Annotated in this window: 20 protein-coding genes, 2 rRNA genes, 6 pseudogenes and 1 riboswitch (1 of these 29 cut by a window edge); of the genes and pseudogenes, 6 read left to right on the top strand and 22 right to left on the bottom strand. The window is 34.4% G+C overall.

Translation table 11 applies throughout. From position 1 onward, the window contains the following. Positions 1–3 precede the first annotated feature (3 nt). The 18 genes and pseudogenes from rlmN to OEI98_RS08610 form a co-directional block, all read right to left on the bottom strand. Positions 4–1032 (bottom strand): 23S rRNA (adenine(2503)-C(2))-methyltransferase RlmN, encoded by a 1029-nt coding sequence (gene rlmN / locus OEI98_RS08525; protein ID WP_004396152.1) that lies wholly within the window; start codon positions 1030–1032, stop codon positions 4–6. A 15-nt stretch (positions 1033–1047) separates the two neighbouring features. Next, entirely contained in the window at positions 1048–2382 is a 1335-nt protein-coding gene (gene rsmB, locus OEI98_RS08530) for a 16S rRNA (cytosine(967)-C(5))-methyltransferase RsmB (RefSeq protein ID WP_266037159.1), read from the bottom strand. An 18-nt stretch (positions 2383–2400) separates the two neighbouring features. Then, positions 2401–3084: a zinc metallopeptidase gene (locus OEI98_RS08535; protein WP_004396151.1), complete on the bottom strand. Its 684-nt coding sequence runs from the start codon at positions 3082–3084 to the stop codon at positions 2401–2403. A 521-nt stretch (positions 3085–3605) separates the two neighbouring features. After that, positions 3606–4889: an IS110 family transposase gene (locus tag OEI98_RS08540; protein WP_266037162.1), complete on the bottom strand. Its 1284-nt coding sequence runs from the start codon at positions 4887–4889 to the stop codon at positions 3606–3608. A gap of 114 nt (positions 4890–5003) precedes the next feature. After that, positions 5004–5768, bottom strand: coding sequence for a DUF116 domain-containing protein (locus tag OEI98_RS08545; protein WP_323053813.1), 765 nt, complete (start codon positions 5766–5768; stop codon positions 5004–5006). 13 nt (positions 5769–5781) lie between these two features. Further along, positions 5782–6710, bottom strand: a pseudogene (gene fmt, locus OEI98_RS08550) (methionyl-tRNA formyltransferase). Between the two features lie 4 nt (positions 6711–6714). Further along, a complete protein-coding gene (gene def / locus OEI98_RS08555; protein ID WP_003869225.1) occupies positions 6715–7194 on the bottom strand; it encodes a peptide deformylase in 480 nt (159 codons plus the stop codon). A gap of 19 nt (positions 7195–7213) precedes the next feature. After that, positions 7214–9412 carry a primosomal protein N' gene (gene priA / locus OEI98_RS08560; protein WP_266037168.1) on the bottom strand — a complete coding sequence of 733 codons (2199 nt, stop codon included), beginning with the start codon at positions 9410–9412 and terminating at the stop codon, positions 7214–7216. A gap of 50 nt (positions 9413–9462) precedes the next feature. Then, positions 9463–10661 (bottom strand): annotated as a pseudogene (gene coaBC, locus OEI98_RS08565) (bifunctional phosphopantothenoylcysteine decarboxylase/phosphopantothenate--cysteine ligase CoaBC). Between the two features lie 11 nt (positions 10662–10672). After that, positions 10673–10885: a DNA-directed RNA polymerase subunit omega gene (gene rpoZ / locus OEI98_RS08570; RefSeq protein WP_003869228.1), complete on the bottom strand. Its 213-nt coding sequence runs from the start codon at positions 10883–10885 to the stop codon at positions 10673–10675. Beyond that, a complete protein-coding gene (gene gmk, locus OEI98_RS08575; RefSeq protein WP_006570361.1) occupies positions 10882–11508 on the bottom strand; it encodes a guanylate kinase in 627 nt (208 codons plus the stop codon). Before gmk ends, rpoZ begins: the two co-directional genes overlap by 4 nt. A 5-nt stretch (positions 11509–11513) precedes the next feature. Continuing rightward, a complete protein-coding gene (gene remA / locus OEI98_RS08580) occupies positions 11514–11807 on the bottom strand; it encodes an extracellular matrix/biofilm regulator RemA (RefSeq protein WP_003869230.1) in 294 nt (97 codons plus the stop codon). Between the two features lie 12 nt (positions 11808–11819). Beyond that, a complete protein-coding gene (locus tag OEI98_RS08585) occupies positions 11820–12692 on the bottom strand; it encodes a YicC/YloC family endoribonuclease (RefSeq protein ID WP_003869231.1) in 873 nt (290 codons plus the stop codon). 45 nt (positions 12693–12737) lie between these two features. Beyond that, positions 12738–13562, bottom strand: a complete 825-nt coding sequence (gene dapF, locus OEI98_RS08590) for a diaminopimelate epimerase (RefSeq protein WP_003869232.1) — start codon at positions 13560–13562, stop codon at positions 12738–12740. A gap of 91 nt (positions 13563–13653) precedes the next feature. After that, complete coding sequence (locus OEI98_RS08595; protein ID WP_003871558.1) at positions 13654–14784, bottom strand: MFS transporter; 1131 nt, start codon at positions 14782–14784, stop codon at positions 13654–13656. Between the two features lie 15 nt (positions 14785–14799). Continuing rightward, positions 14800–15326: pseudogene (locus OEI98_RS08600) on the bottom strand (Chromate resistance protein ChrB). Positions 15327–15472: 146 nt separating this feature from the next. After that, on the bottom strand, positions 15473–16909 hold the full coding sequence (locus OEI98_RS08605; protein ID WP_266037179.1) for an IS200/IS605 family accessory protein TnpB-related protein: 1437 nt from the start codon (positions 16907–16909) through the stop codon (positions 15473–15475). Beyond that, positions 16890–17484 (bottom strand): annotated as a pseudogene (locus OEI98_RS08610) (IS607 family transposase). Before OEI98_RS08610 ends, OEI98_RS08605 begins: the two are co-directional and overlap by 20 nt. A 241-nt stretch (positions 17485–17725) precedes the next feature. On the opposite strand from OEI98_RS08610, the pseudogene OEI98_RS15080 reads away from it, so the two are divergent. Both OEI98_RS15080 and OEI98_RS15315 read left to right on the top strand, forming a co-directional pair. Continuing rightward, positions 17726–19066: pseudogene (locus OEI98_RS15080) on the top strand (Rqc2 family fibronectin-binding protein); the annotation flags it as partial. Positions 19067–19096: 30 nt separating this feature from the next. Further along, positions 19097–19435: an NFACT RNA binding domain-containing protein gene (locus OEI98_RS15315; protein WP_231368345.1), complete on the top strand. Its 339-nt coding sequence runs from the start codon at positions 19097–19099 to the stop codon at positions 19433–19435. A gap of 24 nt (positions 19436–19459) precedes the next feature. Here OEI98_RS15315 and thpR read toward each other — a convergent pair whose 3' ends face one another. After that, positions 19460–20008, bottom strand: a complete 549-nt coding sequence (gene thpR / locus OEI98_RS08625) for an RNA 2',3'-cyclic phosphodiesterase (protein ID WP_003869560.1) — start codon at positions 20006–20008, stop codon at positions 19460–19462. Between the two features lie 15 nt (positions 20009–20023). After that, positions 20024–20593, bottom strand: a complete 570-nt coding sequence (locus OEI98_RS08630; RefSeq protein WP_003869561.1) for a GNAT family N-acetyltransferase — start codon at positions 20591–20593, stop codon at positions 20024–20026. 284 nt (positions 20594–20877) lie between these two features. Next, positions 20878–21000: riboswitch (SAM riboswitch) on the top strand. Between the two features lie 69 nt (positions 21001–21069). Between OEI98_RS08630 and OEI98_RS08635 the strand changes: the two genes are divergently transcribed. From OEI98_RS08635 to OEI98_RS08650, 4 genes and pseudogenes are all read left to right on the top strand, one after another. Beyond that, on the top strand, positions 21070–22104 hold the full coding sequence (locus OEI98_RS08635; RefSeq protein WP_003869562.1) for a methionine ABC transporter ATP-binding protein: 1035 nt from the start codon (positions 21070–21072) through the stop codon (positions 22102–22104). Beyond that, positions 22097–22750, top strand: a complete 654-nt coding sequence (locus tag OEI98_RS08640) for a methionine ABC transporter permease (protein WP_003869563.1) — start codon at positions 22097–22099, stop codon at positions 22748–22750. Before OEI98_RS08635 ends, OEI98_RS08640 begins: the two co-directional genes overlap by 8 nt. Before the next feature lie 27 nt (positions 22751–22777). Further along, positions 22778–23602, top strand: a complete 825-nt coding sequence (locus OEI98_RS08645) for a MetQ/NlpA family ABC transporter substrate-binding protein (RefSeq protein WP_003869564.1) — start codon at positions 22778–22780, stop codon at positions 23600–23602. 16 nt (positions 23603–23618) lie between these two features. Next, positions 23619–24268, top strand: a pseudogene (locus tag OEI98_RS08650) (Asp/Glu racemase). 106 nt (positions 24269–24374) lie between these two features. Here the strand turns inward: OEI98_RS08650 and rrf are convergent. Continuing rightward, a 5S ribosomal RNA gene (gene rrf / locus OEI98_RS08655) occupies positions 24375–24483 on the bottom strand. Positions 24484–24515: 32 nt separating this feature from the next. After that, positions 24516–25514: ribosomal RNA gene (locus OEI98_RS08660) — 23S ribosomal RNA — on the bottom strand; it runs 2315 nt beyond the window's last position.

Raw genomic sequence — 25514 nt, forward strand, 5'->3', positions numbered from 1 at the left:
ACCCTACCTTTCCTTTAAATACTTTCTCCTCAGCTGTCCACAGGCAGCTTCAATATCGCTTCCCAATTCCCTTCTCACCGTACATGATATCCCTGCATCTTCAATAATTTTTTTAAACATCATAACTTTTTCATTGTTTGCCTTTTTAAAGCCTATTTCTTTTACATAATTAATAGGTATCAAATTGACATGGCACAACATCCCTTTTAATAAATCAACCAATTGATACGCATGTTCTTTTTTATCATTTACTCCTTCAATTAAAGAATACTCAAAAGTTATCCTGCGCCTTGTTTTTTCTACATAATACTTACAAGCTTTCATCAATTCCTCTAATGGATAAGCCTTATTTATTGGCATTAGTTGAGTTCTCAATTCATCATTAGGAGCATGTAATGAAATAGATAAATTAACCTGTAGTTTTTCATCTGCAAATTGATAAATTTTAGGAACTATTCCACAAGTAGATATAGTTATATGCCTGCCGCCTATTCCTAAACCGTGGGGGTTATTCACTATTTTTATAAATTTCATCACTTCATCATAATTGTCAAAAGGTTCCCCACTTCCCATCAAAACAATATTAGAAATCTTGCCATAGTCGCCGTCTATAGCAATAACTTGGTCTACCATCTCTGAAGCTTTCAAATCTCTAACTTTACCTCCAATAGCAGAAGCACAAAAGCTACATCTCATATTGCACCCTACTTGAGTAGAAACACAAGCAGTATTTCCAAACCTGTATTTTATAGCAACTCCTTCAATAATATTGTTGTCTTCCAGCAAAAAAAGGTATTTCACCGTATCATCTACTTCAGAAACCCTTCTCGCTTCAATTTTCAGTTGTGAAATATATGCAATTTCTTTTAATTTTGAGCGCAAATTCTTAGAGATATCTGTCATTTCGTCAAAATCTGTAATTTTTTTGTCGTAAATCCACTTGTAAATCTGCTTAGCTCTATATCTACTCTCTCCAATATTTACAAAAAATTCTTCCATTTCTTCCAAGGTCATATCCTTTAAATTGTACAACTTAAAATACCTCCACTATTTTATTCTTTTCAACTTACTTATAAAAAAGCCATCAATTTCATGTTCTAAAGGTGTAGTTTGTACATATCCTAAAGAATCAGTTTCAATGCTTAATCCACTTGGCATCTCAGCTTTTATATCAACCAATTTAAAATCAGGGTGTTCTTTTAAAAATTTCATTATTACATTTTGATTTTCTTCCTTTCCTATAGTGCAGGTACTATACACCAAAAATCCACCTTTTTTTACATATTTTGAACTGGAGTCTAATATTTTATATTGAGCTTCAATTAATTCTGAAATTTCTTTTCTCGTATAATTCTTTAACTTAATATCGGGTTTTTTTCTGATTATACCGATACCTGTACAAGGAACATCTGCTAAGACTTTATCAACCTTTTCCAAATACTTTTCATTGACAAAAGTAGAGTCAAAGACTTCAGTTTTTACGTTTGTAATTCCTAATCTTTTACAATTTTCTTTTATCAACTCTAATCTATGAGGATGCAAATCAAAAGCGATAACTTCACCACTATTTTTCATCAATTGTGCTATATGAGTCGTTTTACCACCAGGAGCAGCACACACATCTAATACTGTGTCTCCTTCTTTAGGATTTAAAGTTTTAGAAACCAACATAGAAGCCTCATCCTGAATGTAAATAAGCCCTTCTTTGTACAATTGATGCCTTTCAGGGTTTTTAATATCTATATACAGTGCTTCTTCTAGATAATAACCTTTTTTATAAACAATAGCGTCAGAATCTAATAGCCTTTTCAAATCTTCAATATCAATCTTTAGAGTATTAACCCTGTAGCAAATTTCAGGCCTTTCATTTAAACTTTTTAAAAGCGCCTCTGCCTTCTCTTCATCATAATTATTTAGTAATCTTTCCACAATCCAATCAGGATAAGAATATGTTACCTTCAAATATTGCTTTAAATCCCTCTCTTTATCAGGGAAAATTACTTTTTCTTTTTCTCTCTCATAGTTTCTTAAAACTGCATTTATAAAATTTGCTCTCTTTATCCCTAATACTTTTTTAGCTATATTAACTGTCTCATTTATAGCTGCATAAGAAGGAACTTTGTCCATGTACAAAAGCTGGTATAATCCCATTTCAAGAAAAATCATGGTTTTTAAATCCGGAGCCTTCTTTACAAAAAAAGAAAGTATAAAATCTAATGTGTACTTTCTTTCAATAACACCAAATACCAACTCTTTAGTAAAACCTCTATCTATTTCTTTTAATTCTTGACTTCTTAAATGCTTATTAAAGGAAATATTCGCATAAGCTTCTTTTGACAACACTTCTTGAAGTATTTTATACGCTATTTCTCTTGGTTTCATTTATTGTATTTTTCTCCTTTACTCTCTGCTATTTCTTATAATAATCAATCTTAAAAGCTGCATAATAGAAACTAATGCTGCAGCTACATAAGTCAAAGCAGCAGCTTGTAAAACCTTCCGAGCGGGTTCAATATCTTCTCTTGTAAAAAGCGCATTTGATTGAAGAAGCGCTATTGCTCTATTGCTTGCATCAAATTCTACAGGCAAAGTAATAACCTGAAAAAGCACTGCTGCACTAAAAAGAAGTATACCTATATTTATCAAATGTAATCCAGGAGCACCCATGAAAAATCCCAAAATTACTAAAGGCCAAGCTAAATTAGCCCCTAAATTAGCTACAGGAACAAGACTGTTTCTTACAGTCAAAGGCACATAGCCTTTTGCGTGTTGTATCGCATGCCCTGCTTCATGGGCAGCTACTCCTATTGCAGCTATAGATTCACTCCCATAAACAGATTCAGAAAGTCTTAAAACTTTTGCTCTTGGATCATAATGGTCAGTCAAATTGCCCGGTATCCTTTCAATTCTAACATCATAAAGCCCCATACTATCCAATATCTTTCTCGCTACTTCCTCTGCGGTATATCCATATCTATTTCTGACGTGAGCATACTTGCTAAAAGTGCTCTGCACCTTAGCTTGTGCATACATAGCAAATATTAAAGCAGGTATTAAAAGTATTATTGTAGTATCCCAAAACATATTATTCACCCTCCCTCTATTATCTTTTATTTTCTCTTAATATCTTAGTTTTTCTTTAATTTTCTCATCACAACAAGAGCATCTCATGGCTTATATTATCATTTCTTACTTATCTAACCATTAAATAGGTAAGTTTAATAAACCTCATATCCTATTTCCATATTATGGCGGGATAACTCCACTTATCTCATGGGGTTTACCCTCCCATGTCTCACTGGATCTCCGTCCTTAATTCCTTCGTTCTACCTGCCATGAGGTGGATGTCATTTCTGCTCCATTGCAGGGTCTTTGCCCGTATGGTGATTATTTTTTATGACAATTCCCGCTCTTGTTGTCAATATACCATCTTGACTAGTTGTTTTTGTTTTATTCCTTACTTTACCTTTTATGTCACGTCGTTCACACTTTCGTTTTCCCTAAAAATTAATTCTTCTTAAGGGTCAGCTTTTTAGATGTGAGCAAGTTAAAGCTGAAGAGAAGATGATTAACCCTTAATTGATTTGATAGTATGTTGGCACTTTTTATGCAGCTTCCTGTAATAGTGGCCTCTTTATGTCCTTTATCATCTTGATTGGGTCATATTTTACTCCTTTCTTTAATATGACATAAAATATCCTTATCAGTTTGTTGCACAATACTATTAGTGATTGCTTCTTTTTTAACGGGTTTTGCGCTCTGGTAGTGTAATATTTGTGAAGTTCACGAAACTCTTCGTTTTTTGCAACCAAGGCCATTACTGCAGTAAATAGTACTCTCCTCAATCGTTTCCTCCCCCTTTTACTTATTGTCGTTTCTCCTTTATACTTACCAGAGCTATTTCCTACTAGGTTTAATCCTCCTAGTTTTTGTATCTGTTTTGGATGTTCATATTTTTCAATATCTCCTACTTCTGCAATAAAACCTGCTACTGTATTTACTCCTATCCCTTTGATTTCTAGTAGTTCTTTAACCCCTGGTATCTCAACCATTAATTCTTCTATCTTCTTCTCTATTTCTTCAATTTGTTTTTTGAGAAATTCGTATTGTTCAATGAGAGTCTTTATCTCGTATTCCGCCATCTTTATGCCCTGCTTCTTCCCTATGCTCTCCTTAGCAGTTTCTATCAGCTTTATAGCCCTTTTTTCTCCTACCCCTCTTTGTACTTCTTTCTTCCATATCGATATTATTTCTTCAGCACTCTTTTTTGCTATCTTCTCAGGCGTTGGAAATTCTCTTAATGTGATAAGTGCTGCTTTCCCTTCCCAGTCTGAAAATACGGTGTTAAACTTCGGAAAGTATATGTCCATCCATCTTGTTATTTGATTTTTTGTCATCCCTATTTGTTTGTTCAACCTGTCTTTTATGTCCATCGCTACCCTTAATTCTGCATATACTCCTTCAGGTATTGTCGGCTCTACATATCTCCCGTCTTTTACTAGCATTGCTATTGTTTTTGGGTCTTTTTTATCGCTTTTTGTGGGAGAATTGTCATCTAATTCTTTGCTCCTCTTTACATGAAATGGATTAACCAATACTACCTTTATGTTATTGTCTTTAAGGTATTGGGCAAAACATAGCCAATATTGCCCTGTCGGTTCTATCCCTACTATTAGTTTGTTTTTCTTATGTCTCTCCATCAAGTCTTTTGCCCATCTAAAAAATTTTGTCATACCTTCTCTATTGTTTTCAAATCTTAGGTATTTCCCATATTCTACTCCTCTGTAGTCAAATGCTCTGGCATAATGGCTTTCTTTTGCTATGTCTACTCCCGCAATTAATGTGTCTTCTGTTACTTGCAAAATCTTTTCATTTTGTGTATACTTCATTTTAGGTACCTCCTGTTTATTTTGATAATTCGAGGTAAGTTCTAGAACTTACACTCTGTATTTTATCAGGAGGTACTTATTTTTCAAAGTTCATTCTTCCTTATTTTTTATTCATTACAGGAATGCTCCATTTAACAATTTTTTTATAGTCTCTTCAATTTTTTGCACATCTACCCGAGTGTTAAAGCAAGGACCATTAGGTCTCTCATTTATTATACCATAAACAGGGATTTGCTTCACGTCTTGCATGCCACTTGTCAAATCTCTTTCACAAGCAATTGCTATTATTACCTTTGGCTTTGTGTCCTTTACTACTTTTCTTGCAAGAGTACCTCCTGTAGCAACTGCCACATTTACACCATATTTTTCTTTAAAGTTTACCAAATCATTGATTTGGCACTTTCCACATCGTCTACAATTATCTATATCATAAGTCACTTTAAATTTACATCCGCTGTATTGTATGCAATGAGGTGCCAATATCAATATGTCTTGTGGAGCATATCTCTTTATATTTTTATTAAACAAAAAATTCTTTATTTCAATGTAAGACTGCTCTACCTTTTCAATCTTTAAATCCAAAACTCTTGCTACAAATACCACTAAGGGATAAAAAAGGTCTAAAAAATTTGCTATGAAAGAGCTTAAAAATTTGTTAGATTTTTTACTGACCACCACATAAAAAGTTGCTCCAATAACAGCTACAATTAAAGCCATCAAAAAGAGAACAAAAATCATTAACGTCATAAGTAGATATTTATAAAGTTCAATTCTACCTCTATTTATTACGTATAAAATTCCCAAAACAATTAAAGTCAAAACCAAAAAGGTAACTGCCAATATCCCCAAAAAAACTCTTTTTTCCCCTTCAAAAGTAATTCTCCTTTTTAAATTATCTAAAGATTGTCCCTTCAGGTATATTGTGACCTATTAAATATTCCCTAATACCCATTTTTTTAGAACCTTCTTGTTGAATTTCTACTATCTTTAGGGCATCTTTACCGCATTTCACGATTAAGTCCCCTTTTGACTTTAAAACTGTTCCATTTTCTTCATTCCCATTGTATTCAACTATTTCGCCTTTCCAAATTTTTAGCATTTTATCCCCATAAAAAGTATAACAACCAGGCCAAGGCTTCATTCCCCTTATCAAATTTCGTATTTCTTCTGCCGTTTTATTCCAATCTATATGTCCCATTTCTTTAGTAAGTATTGGTGAATAAGAAGCCTCCTCTTCCCGCTGTTTCACAGGAATCAAAGTACCTTTTTCTAACGCCTTTAAGGTTTCTATCAAAACCTCTGCTCCTAATCGAGAAAGCTTATCATGAAGTGTTTCCGCATCATCTTTATCTAAAATAGGAATAGATTTTTTGATAAGCATATCTCCTGTATCCAATCCCTTATCCATAAGCATTGTAGTAATACCCGTTTCTTTTTCACCATTGATTATAGCCCAATTAATCGGAGCAGCTCCTCTGTATTTTGGCAAAAGAGAAGCATGGACATTTATGCAGCCGTATTTGGGCAGTGTCAAAACCTCTTCAGGCAAAATCTTTCCATAAGCTGCAACAACTATGACATCGGGATTTATCTCTTTTAATCTGTTTAAAAACTCTGGATTGTTTTTATTTTCTCCGGCTGTAAAATTTCTACTCCTTTTTGCAATGCCACTTCTTTGACAGGGGAAAAACTAAGTTTCATTCCTCTTCCTTTCTGTTTATCTGGCTGCGTAACCACTGCAGCCACATCATACCCTTCTTCAAAAAGTTTTTGCAAAGAGGGGACGGCAAAGTCAGGCGTCCCCATAAAGACAATTTTCAACAAGTCATACCTCCTTGACATTTTCTTTTTCTTCTTCATCTAAAAATCTTATAGCCTTATCTATAAACAGAACCCCGTTTAAATGATCTATTTCATGGCATAAAGCTCTTGCCAGTAAATCCTCTCCTTCAATTTCTCTCTCTTTACCTTCTCTATCCAAATATTTTACTTTTACTTTTTTAGGCCTTTTAACTTCTCCTACTACTCCAGGAATACTTAAACAGCCTTCGGCCCCTACCTGTTCTCCTTCTTCATACACAATCTCAGGGTTTATAAGCTCTAAAAGTCCTTCCCCCACATCTATGACAACTAACCTTCTCAAAACTCCTATTTGATTAGCAGCTAATCCAACTCCATCATTGAGATACATAGTTTGTGCCATATCCTCTAATATAGTGAGAATATGAGGATTTATCTCTGTAACAGGTTTTGCTTTTTTCCTTAAGACCTCATCTCCATTTTTTCTAATATACCTTATTGCCAAAATAAATACCTCCTTAAATTTACATGATATTCAAAGGGTCAATGTCTACAGCTATCCTTATGTCCTTAGGATATTTCATCTTTTGAATTTCTTCTGCTATCTCTGTCAAGATATTTCTATCTTCACTTTTTAAAATGACCTGCCATCTATATCGGTTGTTTATTTTACTTATAGGAGCTGGAGCAGGTCCTAGTATTTTATTATAACTCTTATTTTGAAGTTTGTTAATAAGCTTTTGACAAGTTAAATAAGTGTTTGCAGCAGTGTTTTTAACTTCTTCTTCCTCTTCTCCTGATATCACTATATTCATTAGATGTGAAAAGGGAGGATATCTAAAAATTTCTCTGTATTTTATCTCTTCGTTGTAAAACTTCACATAATTTTGCTGTTTTGCGGTAACTATACTGTAGTGGTCATCTTCATAGGTCTGTATTACTACTCTTCCAGGCTTTTCACCTCTTCCTGCCCTTCCAGCTACCTGAGTAAGCAGCTGAAAAGTCCTCTCACTGGACCTAAAATCAGGAAGATTTAAAGTTATATCTGCAAGTATTACTCCCACCAACGTAACATTTGGAATGTCAAAGCCTTTAGATATCATTTGCGTACCGATTAGAATGTCTGCCTTACCATTTCTAAAGTCATAAAAAATTTTCTCATGAGACCCTTTTTTTCTTGTGGTATCTACATCCATCCTCAAAACTCTTGCATTAGGAAAAAACTTTTTTATGTCGTTTTCTACCCTTTCGGTCCCTATGCCTAAATACCTAATCCTTTTACTTCCACATTTAGGGCATGTTTCTTTCATAGTCTCCTCATAACCACAATAATGGCAAACCAATTTTTTATCTTCAAAATGATAAGTTAAAGAAATATCACAATTAGGACATTTAGGCACATAACCGCAATCTCTGCAGGAAACAAATGAAGAGTATCCTCTTCTGTTTAAAAAAAGAATAGTTTGCTCTTTCCTTTTAAGATTTTCTTTTATATAGGAAAATAATTTACGACTGAATATTGAAGTATTTCCGCTTGCCAATTCCTCACTCATATTGACAACTTCTATCTGCGGCATAGAAACATTAATCCTTTTTGTAAGTCTTATAAGTTTATATTCTCCTTTATTAGCTTTATAATAGGTCTCTAAAGAAGGAGTAGCACTGGCCATAACCAGAACTGCTTTTTCTATTTCACACCGCTTTTCTGCCACTTCTTTAGCATTATATTTAGGTCTTAAGTCTGATTGTTTGTAGGTAGTCTCATGCTCCTCGTCAATTATAATAAGGCCAAGATTATTAAAAGGGGCAAAAACTGCATTTCTCACACCAACTACTACGTCCACTAAACCATTTTTTACTTTTCGCCATTCATCAAAACGCTCTCCCGGTGAAAGGCCACTGTGAATTACAGCCACTCTATTGCCAAATCGACTCACAAACCTTTCAATAGTCTGAGGCGTCAATGAGATTTCTGGTACTAAAACTATAGCGCTTTTGCCTATTTTTATAGCTTCATCTATTAATTGAAGATAAACTTCAGTTTTGCCACTTCCTGTTACACCAAAAAGCAAATATTTATCAAAAGTGCCTGTCAAGATAGAACTTTTAACCTCTTCTACAGCTTTTTGTTGTTCTTCTGTCAATAATAGAGGCTTGGTTTTTTCAATATCTTTTACACTAAATCTCAATACTTCTTCCTCATAAATTTCTATATACCCTTTATTTTGTAAACTTCTTATAACTCCATAGTCTATATTGAGCACCTTGACAAGCTCAGAAAGCCTAATAGGACTTCTATTTTTTAAATATTGTAAAATCTCATATTGCTTAGGGGCTCTTTTAGAAAGTTGGAAAGGTATCTCATCAATATTTATTTTCACAACCTTTACTTTCTTTTCCCCTTGCTTTATCCCTACAGGCATTATAGTCTGGAGAGCTTCAGAAAAATAACATTTATAATATTCCTTCATCCACTTAGCCAGTTCAATCATTTTTTCATCAAATATGCTGTAGCTGTCTAAAATTCTATGGATATCCTTTATTTTATCCACTGAATAAGACGCCTTGTCAGTAGTACTTATTACATAACCCTCTATAAACCTATTATTAAAAGGAACAGATATCCTCATACCAACTTTTATATCCATTCCTTCAGGAATACGATAAGTGTATACCCTGTCAGTATTAGAAGATTTAATGTCTACAACGACCTCGGCAAACATGGCAACCTCCGCCTGTTAAATATTTACCAAATAAAAAAAGCCGAAAGGCCTTACAATAATTTAGCTATTTCATCTAATATCACATGAGAAGCTTCTATCTTTGTCATCAAAGGATACTCCTTTACGTTTAAATCTCTGTCTATGACTTTTATTATATTAGTGTCTACTTCAAAACCTGCTCCTTCTTGAGATACATCATTTGCAACTATTAAATCCATATTTTTCTCCTTTAACTTTCTTTTTGCATATTCTACTAAATTAGTAGTTTCAGCAGCAAAGCCTATCAAAATCTTGTTTCCTTTTTTCTGTCCTACTTCATACATTATGTCTGGATTTTTAACCAACTCAATAGTTAATTTCTCATCATCTTTTTTTATCTTTTCTTTTTTCATCTCTTTAGGTCTGTAGTCAGAAACAGCTGCAGCCCCTATGACAATGTCTACTTCATTAAGGTGCATCATGACAGCATTGTACATATCTACCGCTGTTTCTACAGGAATAAAAGTCACGTCTTTAGGTACCTCTATATAAGTAGGGCCAGAAACTAAAATCACTTGTGCCCCTCTTTCTACTAAAGCTTTTGCAATCTCATAGCCCATTTTACCCGAAGAGCGATTTGTAATGTATCTTACAGGGTCAAGAGGCTCTCGAGTAGGCCCTGCTGTTACTAATACCTTTTTCCCTTCAAAGTCTCTTTTTTCTCATTGTCCAATAACTCTAAAATAGCTTTTTCAATCTCCTCTACATCAGCCAATCTTCCTGCGCCATAAGTCCCACAAGCAAGCCTTCCGGCAGCTGGCTCCACAAATAAAAAGCCATATTCTTTTAAAATTTTAATATTCTTTTGAGTTACAGGATTGGTATACATGTTTGTATTCATGGCGGGAGCAATTAATACAGGACTCTTTGTAGCAAGAATAGTAGTAGTTAACATATCGTCTGCAATGCCATGAGCAATCTTAGCAATAACATTTGCGGTTGCAGGAACTATTGCAAATACATCAGCTTTTTTTGCTAAAGAAATATGCTCAATTTCCCAATATTTCCTGTCTGTAAACATGTCAACAACTACTTTATTGTTAGTTAAAGCCTCAAAAGTGAGAGGACTTATAAAATTTGTAGCTTCCTTTGTCATTATGACATCCACATTTATGTCTTTTTTTACTAGTCGAGATGTAAGGTCTGCAGCTTTATAAGCTGCTATACCTCCTGTAACCCCTAATATTACATTTTTTTTGCTTGTATTCATTTCAACACCCTCTATTTTATTCCATATTTTTGCGGTCTTTCATAAGTAATAAGTCCTTTATTTACTTCTTCTGTAGCAATTGTTACAGGTTTATCAGAATCTATGTCTACTAATTTAGTGTCACCAGCAATAAGCTGTCTTGCCCTTTTTGCAATTAAAGAACACAAAGTATATTTGCTATCCACTTTTTCCATTAAATCTACAATTGATGGATATAAAATCATACCAACTCCTCCTTGATTTCTAAGTACAAATCCTTATTTCTATCAACTCTGCATTTCTCTGCAATAATTATAGCTCTAATTTTTTCAACCGCTTCTTCTACACTATCATTTATAACTACATAATTGTACCTGGAAACATAGTTTAATTCCTCATAAGCACTTTTAAATCTTTTTATTATCTCCTCTTCTGTCTCTGTCCCCCGTTTTTTAATCCTATTTTTTAATTCTTCCATTGAAGGAGGCAATATGAAAATAAACACTCCTTCTGGAAACTTCTCTTTTATTTTTAAAGCTCCTTGAATATCTATCTCTAAAACTACATCATTTCCTTCTTCTAAATTTTTTAACACGAAATCCTTTGGTGTACCGTAGTAGTGGCCATATACCTTTGCCCATTCTAAAAAAGAATCATTTTCTATCATTTTCTCAAATTCCTCTTCCGATTTAAAAAAATAGTTTTTCCCTTCTATTTCCCCGCTTCTTGGCTGACGGGTGGTGGCAGATATACTCAATTTTAAATTTTTCTCTTTTTCCATCAAGGCTTTGCATATTGTTCCTTTTCCTGCCCCTGAAGGCCCAGAAAGCACAATAAGTAACCCTTTTTCTTTTTCGACAACACAAATTCCCCCTACTCTTCCTCTTCTTCTTCGTCTTCTTCTAAAGTGTCCTCTAATATCTCTTTATTTGAATTGAGACGATTAGCTACGGTCTCTGGTTGAACAGCAGAAAGTATTATGTGGTCACTATCAGTTATTATAACTGCTCTTGTTCTTCTACCATATGTAGCATCAATAAGCATACCTCTATTTTTTGCCTCTTGAATTATTCTTTTTATAGGTGCTGATTCTGGACTGACTATTGCCACCAATCTATTTGCCGAAATTATATTGCCAAAACCAATATTTATTAATTTAATCGACATACTTTTTCCTCCCTACTCAATATTTTGAACTTGTTCTCTAATTTTTTCAATCTCATTTTTCAAGTCAATGACTTTACTAGAAATTCTATAGTCTATTGACTTTGAAGCAATCGTATTAGCTTCACGATTCATCTCCTGAACTATAAAATCTAATTTTTTACCTACAGACCCTTCTTCTTCTAAAGAATCTTTAAATTGAATAATATGGCTTTTAAGCCTTGTTATTTCTTCAGCAATACATGACTTGTCAGCAATAATTGCTATTTCCATTGCCATCCTATTAGGGTCTATATCTACCCCCAATTCTTTTATACGCTGTTCCAATCTTTTTCTATAATCTTCTACCATTACAAAACTCAAATCTTCAATCTCTTTTACTATATCTGAAATTTTGTCTATCCTATTAACTACATCATCGTATAATTTTATACCTTCTTTGTTTCTCATGTCAATGAGGTTATTAATAGCTTCACTCAATGGCAGTTTTAATACCTCCCATATTTCTTCCAAATCCAGATCATCATTCTTTACTTTGATAACCTCCGGCAAATACACCAAATCACTTACCTTTATAAATCCTTCTAATTCAAATTTAGACTTTACATCAGTAAAAACTCTAAGATATTCTGACAAAAGATTCTCATCAATTTCTATAACATTAATACTTCTTTCATACACTTCAAAGCCAATATTTAATTCTATTCTCCCTCTCACAACATGCTGCGAAACAAATTCTCTTACTTTTTCTTCAAGTCCACTTAAAAGCTTATTCATTCTGCAATTTATGTCTAAAAATCTGTGGTTTAAAGATTTAATTTCCACAGTTATATAATAGCCTTTTTCCTTAATCTCACCTCTTCCATAACCGGTCATGCTTTTTATCATCATATCACCTTTTTCTTATTATAGTCAAATTCTCTCTGTATTAAACTAAAGCTCTATCTCGCCTCTAAAGACTTCTTCCACACTTCCTGATAAATAAATACTATTGTCCTCCAGCCATTCTACTAAAAGTTTTCCAGCTTTAAAATGGACATTGACATTTCGCTCCGTCTTACCTAAAACTGCTGAAGCTACTGCAGACGCACAGGCACCACTTCCACAAGCAAGAGTAAGCCCCACACCTCTTTCCCAAGTCCTTACAGAAATATTTTCTTTATCTTCTACTTTTACAAAATCTACATTTGTGCCTTGAGGGAAAAGGGAAGATTTTTCAATTTTAGGACCTAATTCTTTAATCATATTTTCATCTAAGGATTCTACAAAAACAATAGTATGAGGCACTCCTACCCTTAGAGAAGTTAATTTATAAACTTTCCCATCTATTTTTACTGGCTCATTTATAAATTTTTGCTTGTCACTTTTTATAGGTATTTTGCTAGCTTCAAAAATGGGATTGCCCATATAAACCTTTACACTTTCTACTTTCCCATTTTCTACAAAAACTTCTGGCATAATCACTCCCGCTAAGGTTTCCACTGCCATTTTCTCTTTTTTTACTATCCCTCTTTCATAAACATATTTTGCAAAACATCTAGAACCATTACCGCACATTTCTGCTTCGCTACCATCTGCATTAAAAATCCTCATCCTAATATCCGCAATTCCTGAAGGCTCAACAACTAAAAGACCATCCGCCCCTATACCAAAATGCCTATCACAAAGTTTAATAGCTAATTCACTATAATCTACATTTTCTAGAGCCTCAATTACTATAAAGTCATTTCCCAATCCATGCATTTTAGTAAATTTCACCTATATCACTCCATTTTCTAATCTTCAAGGATATTATAACACAAAAAAGGCTAATTTGGTTAGATATTTTAAGAAAATGTGAGGAAAACAATCATAAAACGATCATAAGGCCAATAGCAGCCAAAACTCCCATAATTCCGCCAAAATAAAAAGGTGCAGTTACTCCCAATGTATCCCAAAGTACTCCTGCTATAAAAGAAGCCGGTAAAAGGCCAATGCCTGTAAAAGTAGCATGAAGCCCTATAACTGTACCTTTTAAATGAGGTGGAGAAATTTCCGCTACTAAAGCTTTTTCAACACCCTCAGTCAAAGCGATGTACAAACCATAAACAGAAAATAATATCCACATAGCACTTTTAAAGCCAAAAACAGCAAATCCTAAATACACTATTCCATAAAAGAAATAACCCATAATGAGAAGCTTTTTTCTCCCTATCTTATCAGATAATCTTCCCATTGGATATGAAAATATCATGTAAACAATATTATACACCAAGTACAAAAGTATAACATCCGAATCACTAAAGCCCACACTTTTTGCTCTCAAAAGTAAAAACTGATTAGAAGAATTACCTAAGGCAAAAATTAAAATAACTATTAAAAACATTTGAAGACGTCTATCAAGACTTTTCCAAGAAAATGAAAGTTTTTTTGAAAGTTCATGTTTTACTGTGCTTTCCTTAGCAAAAAACAGCACAATAACTCCTAAAAAAGCTGGTATTAGAGAATACATAAAAACTGCTTTATAATCTCCTTTATAAGAAGTCAAAAAATAATACGCTAAAGCAATTCCAATCGTTGCGCCTAAAGTATCCAATGCTCTATGAAGTCCATATGCTCTCCCAATGTTTTCTTTATCTACAGCTTCAGCAATCAAAGCATCTCTTGGAGCTGTTCGTATTCCTTTTCCAAACCTGTCAGCAGTTCTACCCCAAAAAACCCATCCCCATGAAGTAGCAAAATACAAAAACATTTTTCCTATAGTAGAAAAAGAATATCCAGCTATAGCTAAAGGTTTTCTTTTACCTACTTTATCAGATATGTACCCTGAAAAAACCTTAAGTATACTAGCTAGACTTTCCGCAAACCCTTCAATAATCCCTACTATTGCCGGGCTTGCCCCAAGTCGAGAAGTGAGAAAAAGTGGAATCAAAGGATATACCATTTCAGTAGATATATCTGTAAGAAGACTTGTCAACCCCAAAATAATTACATTTAACAATTAAAATGCCTCCCTTCACTCTTTATTATTTTCATAAACCAATGAAGCAAAATATTCAAAGTCTCGACTGGCTTTTTCTAATAATTCCTTAACCTCTTTTTTCATTTCACACTCAAACACATCTCTTTGGGCTACTTTTTCAAACCACTTATATAACTTATTCAACTCATCTTCATTTTCCTCTAATTCTGCAAAAGTAAAATTTTTTCTTGCTATCTCTTTTTCAATCTCTTTAAAAAACTCTTCACATTGTTCCTTTATTTCACTATATTCTTCCCTCCTTTGATGATTAAATTGTTCTATCACATCCTTCTCTATTTCTTCATCAAGGGCCACTACTTCAAAGGCTTTAAAATCTCCTCCAAAGCCTTTAATTTCATCCTTTAACTTTTCTATTTCTTTTACAAGCCTTTCCATGTAAGGCACAATACATACAGACTGTTGTAAATACAAAGCGCCAATTTTTTTATTCTTCTCCATATAGTAACTCTAGCTGTAGAAGAATCACTTGGGACCTTATACACAAAAAGTAACCACTTCAACTTTCCACCTGGTTACCCAAACTGTACAAAACTGGACAGTTCAGATAGCTGGGGTATTTATAGTCCGCCCTTCAGACTTTCCCTGCCCCAGCAGGCGGTATTTGGGAAAACCATAGCCCCTGCCCCAAGAAGCAGGAACTCGCGCCTTACGGGTCTCTCCACTTGCCCTGAATTAGTAATTCCTTCAGGGTAGAGAAGTCTCTTGGCACTTTCTCAGGGGAGAGTGGCGTTACCACCGCTACCTTGAGAACTTGCCAGAAATTATAGGTACTAAAACTTGTTCCATCCAGAGGTTTTAGTACCTTTCCTGACTCACTCTCAAGGCTTTGTATAAATTTTATTACTTTGTTTATTTCTCTTAAATGTTTTTTCTTTAAATGCTTGTTTCTAACTGTTTTCTTTACATGCTCTTTTAATTCTTCTAATTCATCTACAGTCAATGCGTTGAGAAACTTTATATAATTATCTGGTATCTTTTCTTGCAGTCCCAACCCTCTTCTTGCTATTACATAGGCTGCTGCTATATCTTTCGTTATCATGTATTGCGGTGCATATTTTAACATTCCTATTATTGATGTGTAAGAAGGGTCTACCTCTATTACTTCTATCCCTTCTCTTTTTGCTAGTGTTTTTATTTTTGAAAGAAGTGATTTGTAGCTAAAGTTATGTCTTATCCTTCTTGATTTTCTCCCTGAAAAATCTCCTCTTTTACCTTTTTCTTTTATTTCTAATTCTTCAATTATTATTGCTTTTCCTTTCTCTTTTGCTATTTTTACTATCTCATGAGCATATTGCCATCTGAAATATTCTCTTTTGTCCTTACTGCCACTTGCAAGCTCTGGCATTGGTATACTGCCATAGCTTATTAGATTACCTTTTTCATCTGTCTCTGCCCATGATATGTTGTCTGGATATGCATTTAAATCTATTCCTATGACTCCTTTTCCTTTTGTTATTTTTATTTTTGGATATTCTTCTTCAATAGCAAAATAGGCGTATATACTGCCGTTTTTAAGTTTTAATTCTACAGAGTAGGGTATGTTTGATTGGGCAATTTCCTGTAGAAGTTCTCCTCTGCTCTTATTCTTTTTGTAGCCTGCTTCTATTCTGGCGTATAAGTATTTTCTTTCCCCTACATTTATCCTTAAGAAAGTGCCATTTTCTTTTATTTCTATTCTTGTGTTGAGATTTCCTTTTTTGCTTTTATCTCCTCTTGAATAGAGATTCCCTTTTCTTCTTTCTTGCCACTTTGTTTTTAGCTTTTGATATTCTTTCCCATTTATATGGCGCTTTTGAAGTTTTCCAAACAAGTCTCTTCCTCCAAAAATGACTTTCTTTGGATTTTCGCCTAATTCTCTAGCAGATTCTAATGTGCTTCTTGCTTTCATTATTGCATCATCTACATACCTTGAGTTTAAATTGAAAGTTTTCGGAAGGTCCCTTTTTAATGTTTTTCTATCATAACCTTCTAGAAGCCTTTTATATGCAAATCTCATGCAGGACGACCATCTTCTCATTAAGTCTAATACTATTTGTTTGTCTTGTTGATTTAAAAAAATGAGTTTAGCCTGTATTACTATCATGCTCTTTGCTCCTTTGTCCATAAATTCTTGCTGCAAATGAGGACTATTGCTATTAAGTCTTCTGCCAACTCTTTATTTGCGTATTCTTCATTTTCTTTATCATTTAAAATTGTTAGTTCTACCCCAAAGCTTTCCATGAAAAATTTGAGATATTCAAAGCCAAATCTTGCAAGTCTATCAGGATATTCTATTACAACTTTTTCAACCTCTCCTCTTTTTATCTTGTTCAAAAGCTTTAACAATCCTCTCCTGTTTTCATTTACTCCACTTGCTATTTCGGATATAACTTCATACTGCCATCCTTGAGAATTAGCATACTCTTCAAGCCTTCTAATTTGATTCTTAAGATATTCTTCTTGTTTCTTTGTGGACACTCTTGCATACAAAACTACTTTGGGTTTTGGTTTTTCTTCCAGCATGCCTAATAACTTCTCTATATCTTCTTTTTTGTACCTTCTTCTTCCTTTTGGTGTTCTAACTGGGGTTATTAATCCTTCTTTTTCCCAGTTTATTAATGTAATTCTGCTTATATCATATAGCTCTTTAACTTTTTTATAGTTAATAACATTTGTCATCACCTAATTGAAATTACATCATTTTTTACTATTAATTTCAACTGTTTTGACCTCCTCTATCTTTCTTTCTCTTGCTTTTCAATTTTCTACTTATGGCAATTAAACTTTAATTCCTATTTTTACATCTTGTTTTATTGTAACAAATGTTACAACTAAAATCAACACAATCAATTTTTCACTATTAAACCCTTCGATTTCATGGTATACTTTTTATATACAATAAAATCTGGAGGTTATAACTATGGCTTTGGACGGTATAACTTTACATGCAATAACAAAAGAATTAAAAGAAGAAATTATTGGTGGAAGAATTGATAAAATATATCAACCTGTAAAAGAAGAATTAATCTTTATAATACGAAATAAAGGTAAAAACTATAAACTGCTATTGTCTGCTAATGCAAATTATCCAAGAATATATCTTACAGAAGAAAATAAAGAAAATCCTGCTGAGCCTCCAATGTTTTGCATGCTTTTGAGAAAATTTCTTCAAAGCGGCAGGATAATAGATATAAAACAAGTAGAATTTGACAGAATAGTAAAAATCGATATAGAAACAAAAGATGAATTAGAAAATCAAACAATTAAAACTCTAATTATTGAAATAATGGGAAAACACAGCAATATCATATTAATTGACAAAGCTACTCAAACGATAATAGATAGCATAAAAAGAGTATATTCCGATATGAGTAAAGTAAGAGAAGTACTACCTGGGAGGCAATATGTCTGCCCACCACTGCAAGAAAAGTTAAATATAAATAATCTTTCGTTACCTTCTTTTAAAGAAGCTGTTAACAACTACAAATCAAAAAAATTGAAAAAGCCTTAATAGATATTCTACAAGGATTTAGCCCCACTTTAGCAAGAGAAGTTGCTTTTAGATGTAATGTATCTGACAGATTTGTAGAATCAATAGAAGATGAGCAAATTGAAAATCTATATCAAAACATAAAAAATATATGAAGATGTTTTAAGCTTAAATTTAAAACCTTGCATTGCTTTTCAGGAAAATGAAGTAATTGACTTTTCTTGTATTGATTTATCTCAATATATTACAAAAACTTTTTTCCCTACAGTGAACCAAGCTGCTTGTAAATTTTTCAGTGAAAAAGCAAATATAGTAAATTTGCAAGCAAGGTCCTCGGATTTAAGAAAAATCATCAACAACAATTTAGAAAAACTTTATAACAAATTAGATAAACTTCAACAAGAATTAAACGAAGCAAAAAATGCTGACACTTTTAGACTTTACGGCGAACTTATAACAGCAAATATGCACCTTCTAAAAAAAGGAATGGAAAGCTTCAAAACCATGAACTATTACACTGGCGAAGAAATTGAAATACCCATTGACAAAAAATATTCCCCTTCAGAAAATGCCCAAAGATACTTTAAAAAATACAGCAAGTTAAAAAATGCCAATAAAATAATAGAAAAACAAATATCCGATACTCTTGAGGAAATAACTTATTTAGAAGGTCAACTAGTGAACTTGGAAAATTGTACATTACCATCAGAAATAGAGGAAATAAAAAATGAACTGTCTGAACAAGGGTATATACATAAGCAGCAAAAGAAAAAAATATCACGGCAAACTCTTTCTCAACCATTGCATGTAGTATCTTCAGACGGTTTCGACATATATATAGGGAAAAACAACACTCAAAACGATTATCTAACGTTAAAATTCGCAAATCCTAACGATATATGGCTTCACACAAAAGACATACCAGGGTCCCACGTCATAATAAAGACAAATAACAAATCTGTGCCTGAAACAACTCTTATTGAAGCTGCAAAATTAGCCGCCAAATATAGCAAAGCGAAAAATTCTTCAAATGTACCTGTTGATTATACCTTAAAAAAATACGTAAAAAAACCTTCTGGCGCAAAACCAGGTTTTGTAATATATACAAACCAAAAGACCCTTTATGTAAATCCAGAGTAAGATGCTTTTTAGGCATCTTACTTCTTATTTTAAAGGCACACTAAATATAGGAATATATTTTCTTCTATTTTCTTGTATAACGCTCTCATACAAAAAAATTGTATCTACTAAAATAGCCTCTTTCTCTTGTTTTTCAAAAAGATTATTTACTTCTTCTATGTCAATGCTTAAACGTATGTCTCTGGCAATAGTAATGTGGGAAGTAAATTTTCTTTCATCTTTTGCAAATCCTATTTTATATAATTCTTTATCTATATTGTGATGCAATTTATTTAGAAATTCACTTTCTTCTGTTCCTATCCACAAAACTCTCATCTCCTTATCACCTTTAAAAAATCCTACTTCTGAAAGTCGTATGTAAAAAGGGCTGATGCCTTTTACTGCAACTTTTGCCGCTTCTTCTATTTTAGAAATAGCCTCTACTTCTATTTCTCCTAAGAATTTTAATGTGATGTGGAAATTATCTTTATAAGTCCATCTCCCTTTTACAGTATAATTTTTCAATGTTTCCTGAAATCTCACTATCTGCTCTATAGCTTTTTCGCCTATATCAATTCCAATAAAAGCTCTCATAATTATCCTCCTTGTTCACTTATTATTGTTATTATTTTCCTGGTAATAATTGTTTCTATTAATAAACTCCTCTTTTAAAATTCCCATTACATATTCATTTATGTACTTACCGTGCTTATATACTACTTCTCTCAATAGCCCTTCTTTTTTAAAACCACATTTTTCATAACTCTTTATTGCCCTTTCATTAAAATCATAAACCCTTAACTCTACTCGATGTAAATTTAATTCATTAAAAATAAAATCCAGTAGTAAATTTAAAGCTTCCGTACCATAGCCTTTATTTCTGTGTTTTTCTTCCCCAATCATTATTGCAATCTCACAGTTTCTATTTTTCCAGTCGACATTATTATATGAAACATTTCCTATATATTCACCTGTGCTCCTAAGTATTATAGCGAATTCTCCATTTTCTTTTGGATCTTTTTTTGTTTTCCACCTTTCTGCAACAGTTTCTACTGTAACAGGATATGGTATACCCGGCATCGTTAAATTTCTACTATCATCACTATTCCGAAACTCTACAAATTTTTCAAAATATTTGCTCTCAAATGGAACAAGTTCAATTCTATTACTTTTTAACATGACCAAAACCCTCCAAAGAAATTTTTAATTTATTATAGCACAAAAATCAGAAGAAAAGTGATCCTTTTTAAAAAGTTCAGTGTGCTTTTCACTAAGTTTATTTAACATTTCATAGGCTTGCATAACTGGTGTTAGTATATTATTGTAGACACTTTTGGATTAATTATTGCGATAACAATGACATTTTCGCTGGCTATTGACAAATTGCTTTTTAGCCTATTGACAAAAGTTTATGTTGATGTTATTATCTAATTAAATTGCTGAAGTGAATAATAAAATAAAAACTCTTATCGAGAGCAGGTGGAGGGACTGGCCCGATGAAACCCGGCAACCGGTGGCCGAAAGTTTTAAACATGCGGCTGCACGGTGCTAATTCCTGCAGAACGTTGAGTTCTGGCAGATAAGAGGATTTAAAAACCTCTTCGTACTGTCAGAAGAGGATTTTTTATTTTTATTTTGGGAAAGGAGGCTTTTCTTTGATCTATATTAGAAATCTTACAAAAGTTTATCATTCAGCTTCAGGAAATGTTAGGGCTTTGGAAGACGTCAACCTCAACATAGAAAAAGGCGATATTTTTGGAATTATAGGTCTGAGCGGTGCTGGAAAGAGTACTCTCCTGCGCTGCATAAATATGCTCGAAAAGCCAACTTCCGGTTCAATTGAGATAGATGGTGTTGAAATGACTCGGCTTTCTCCCTCTGAATTAAAAGAAATGCGAAAAAAAATAGGCATGATATTCCAGCATTTTAATCTGTTATCATCCAGAACTGTCAGAGGCAATGTGGCTTTTCCTTTGGAGATTGCCGGGCTGGACAAAAGGACAATCGATAAAAAAGTAGAAAATCTTTTAGAGCTCGTGGGGCTTTCCGACAAGGCCGACAACTATCCTTCTCAGCTTTCAGGCGGTCAAAAACAGCGGGTAGGCATAGCACGAGCCCTGGCTAATGATCCGAAAGTTCTTCTTTGTGACGAACCTACTTCAGCGCTGGATCCAGAAACAACTCTTTCTATTTTAAATCTTTTAAAAGATATAAATAGGGAGCTGGGAATCACCATAGTTCTCATAACTCATGAAATGAATGTCATTAAACAAATTTGCAATAAAGTAGCAGTTATTGAAAAAAGTCGTGTGGTAGAACAGGGACCTCTTATTGAAGTATTTAAAAAACCTCAAACAGAAACCGCACGAAATTTTTTAAAATCTGTAACTTTATCAGAAATACCTAAGGAATTAAAAGATAGGATTGAAAACTTGTCCCACGAACACTTGGAAGGCAAAATTATTAAAATTGCCTTTTTCGGCGAAATTACAACAGAACCTGTCATATCAAGCATTATAAGAAAATTTGATGTTGACACCAATATTCTCTATGGAAACATTGACCACATCCAGGGTATGCCCTACGGTACTCTTATAGTTGAGCTAAGAGGCAAAAACGGTGAAACAGACGCTGCTTTAAAATATCTAAAAGATTTGGGACTCGACGTGGAGGTGATTGAAAATGTCTGAAACTATAAACTTATTGCTGGTCGGAACGTGGCAAACTATATACATGGTAGTGGTATCAACGCTCATAGCAACAATTTTTGGTGTACCACTTGGTGTGCTGTTAATGGTAACTGACAAAGATCAGATACTGCATAACGAACCTTTAAACAAAATACTAGGTACTATTGTAAATATTTTCCGTTCTGTACCCTTTGTAATACTTTTAATTGTACTTATACCTTTCACCCGGTTGCTTGTAGGAAAAGCTATAGGAACCACTGCTGCTATTGTTCCACTTTCTGTAGCAGCTATCCCTTTTATGGGAAGGCTTACCGAAACAGCATTGAGAGAGGTAGACCGCGGTGTCATTGAAGCAGCCCAGTCTATGGGAGCTTCGCCTTTTCAAATTATAACTAAGGTGTTAATCCCTGAGGCTCTACCTTCCATAGCAGCAGGGGTTACTATAACTACTATAAATTTAGTAGGATATTCTGCAATGGCAGGTGTTATAGGAGGTGGTGGGCTAGGAGATTTAGCAGTAAGATATGGATATCAGCGATTTATGCTCGACATTATGCTTTATACCGTAGCAATTTTGGTAGCTATGGTACAACTAATTCAATTTCTAGGAGATATATTAGTAAAACATCTGTCAAGGAACCGGTAAATTATATTTAAAAAGGAGGAAATTAAAGTGAAAAAAATTTTAACCGTAGTTTTACTATTTAGTCTTATAACACTTTTTATCTCAGGATGTGGAGCAAAACAAACATCCCAATCCCAAACACAGGACACATCAAAGATAACCATCAAAGTAGGAGCTACTCCAGTGCCCCACGCCCAAATTTTAAACGTCGTAAAACCTATACTTGCGAAAGAGGGAATTAATTTAGAAATTGTAGAGTTTACAGATTATGTGCAACCTAATCTAAAACTTGCTGAAAAAGAATTAGATGCTAATTACTTTCAGCATATTCCTTATCTTGAAGACTTTTCAAAGGAACATAATCTCAATTTAACATACATTGCTAAAGTTCATATCGAACCTATGGGAATATACTCACAAAAAATTAAAAATCTCAGTGAATTAAAAGAAGGTGCTACTATTGCCATACCAAATGATGCTACCAATGGCGGAAGAGCTTTGCTACTGCTGCAATCAGCTGGAATAATAAAATTAAAACCAGATGCAGGTATTAAAGCAACAGTAAATGACATTGTCGAAAATCCTAAAAAAATTAAGATTTCCGAGTTGGAAGCAGCTACTCTGCCAAGAGTATTATCAGATGTAGACGCAGCAGTAATAAATACCAACTATGCGTTGGAAGCTGGACTTGTACCCACTAAGGATGCTCTCTTTATCGAATCAGCAAATTCCCCTTATGTCAATGTACTGGTAGTTCGCAAAGGTGATGAATCAAGGCCTGAACTTAAGAAGTTAGCCGAAGCCTTAAATTCTCCAGAAGTTAAAAAATTTATCGAGGACAATTATAAAGGTGCCGTAGTACCTGCTTTCTAAACAGGAGGCGATCTTATTGTCACAATCTCATAAAATTATTGGGGTTATCGCTGGTACTCCAGTAGATACTCAAATGGGAGTTGATTTTGTGAAAAAAACGGGATTGAAGCATTGGGAATTTCCACGGCTTCAACCCCGGATGAACAAAACATCCTCCAATTTTTAAAACCTGATGTCCTCACACAAAAAGTAATCTCTATCATCGGGGATTTTAAAAAAGAAAACATAAAGAAGATAATGATTTACTGCAATTCTCTTTCAGCTGCAATAGACCTTGAACTCGTAAAACAAAAATACCCAGATACTAATATTGTAACACCTCTTCAAGTATACCATAGTGTAGCTTCAAAGTACAATCGGCTGGTAATTTGGGCTGCTAATAGTCAATCCTTAGAGGCCATAGAAAAGATATTTTATGAAAATAACCCGTTAGTTCAAATTATCGGAATAACTATGCTTCCTATAATAAGGGCAATTGAAAATTTTGAAATTCCAGAAGTTATCATCGAGAAATTTAGTCTCGCTGATTTAGTACCTAAAAATTTTAATGCAGATGGTATAGTACTAGGTTGCACCCACTTACCTTATTTGAAAGAAAAGCTTGCAGAAAAATTAAATATGCATATTATTGACCCTGCAGAAGAAATGCTACTTGAACTCCTTTAGTTAAACTAATTGCAGTTACTAATTCCACCACATAAAAAACAAAAACTAGAAAAGAGGTAGTCCATTTTAAAAACAGACTACCTCTTTTTAAATATGTATAAAATTTTACCGGCAGCGACCTACTCTCCCGCGAAAGCAGTACCATCGGCGCTGGAGGGCTTAACTTCCGTGTTCGGAATGGGAACGGGTGTTTCCCCTCCGCTATCGCCACCGGAAATCTAGACCCTCAAAACTGCACAAAGCCTTCTCGGTCAAGTCCTCGACTGATTAGTACCGGTCAGCTAAGAGTGTTTCCACTCTTACACCCCCGGCCTATCTACCTCGTGGTCTTCGAGGTGTCTTACCCCGGCACTCAACTCTACTCACTAGTGGAAAGACTATTCTTTATCCTCTCTTTTAGCCATCTACGCCCTTGTCCTGACTTTTTTAAATGTTTCTCCCTTATTAACGCATCTTTTTTATCTCTATATGCTTCATAGTATACTAATCTCCATTTTCCTTCTCTTGTACTCTTTACTTCTTTTCGTTGATGCGCTAAATACCTTTCCTTTATATTAGACGTATAGCCTATATATATCTTTCCTTTTTCATTTGTCAGGACATACACATAATACATCTTGCCTTCCTCCAGTAAGTATAGTTGAGTGCCGGGTGGGAAACCTAATCTTGAGGCGGGCTTCACGCTTAGATGCTTTCAGCGTTTATCCCCTCCGAACTTGGCTACCCAGCTGTGCACCTGGCGGTGCAACTGGTACACCATCGGTTCGTCCACCCCGGTCCTCTCGTACTAGGGGCAGTGCCTCTCAAGTTTCCTTCGCCCGCGACGGATAGGGACCGAACTGTCTCACGACGTTCTGAACCCAGCTCGCGTACCGCTTTAATGGGCGAACAGCCCAACCCTTGGGACCTACTTCAGCCCCAGGATGCGATGAGCCGACATCGAGGTGCCAAACCTCCCCGTCGATGTGGACTCTTGGGGGAGATCAGCCTGTTATCCCCGGGGTAGCTTTTATCCGTTGAGCGACGGCGTTCCCACTCACTGCCGCCGGATCACTAAGCCCGACTTTCGTCCCTGCTCGAGATGTCTCTCTCGCAGTCAGGCTACCTTCTGCCTTTGCACTCTCTCGCGCGATTCCCGTCCGCGCTGAGGTAACCTTTGGGCGCCTCCGTTACCCTTTAGGAGGCGACCGCCCCAGTCAAACTGCCCACCTGCCATTGTCCCTACGCCGGTTCCACGGCTATAGGT

The organism is Thermoanaerobacter sp. RKWS2 (genome assembly GCF_026240795.1).
In the GTDB taxonomy this organism is placed as follows: Bacteria; Bacillota; Thermoanaerobacteria; order Thermoanaerobacterales; family Thermoanaerobacteraceae; genus Thermoanaerobacter; species Thermoanaerobacter ethanolicus.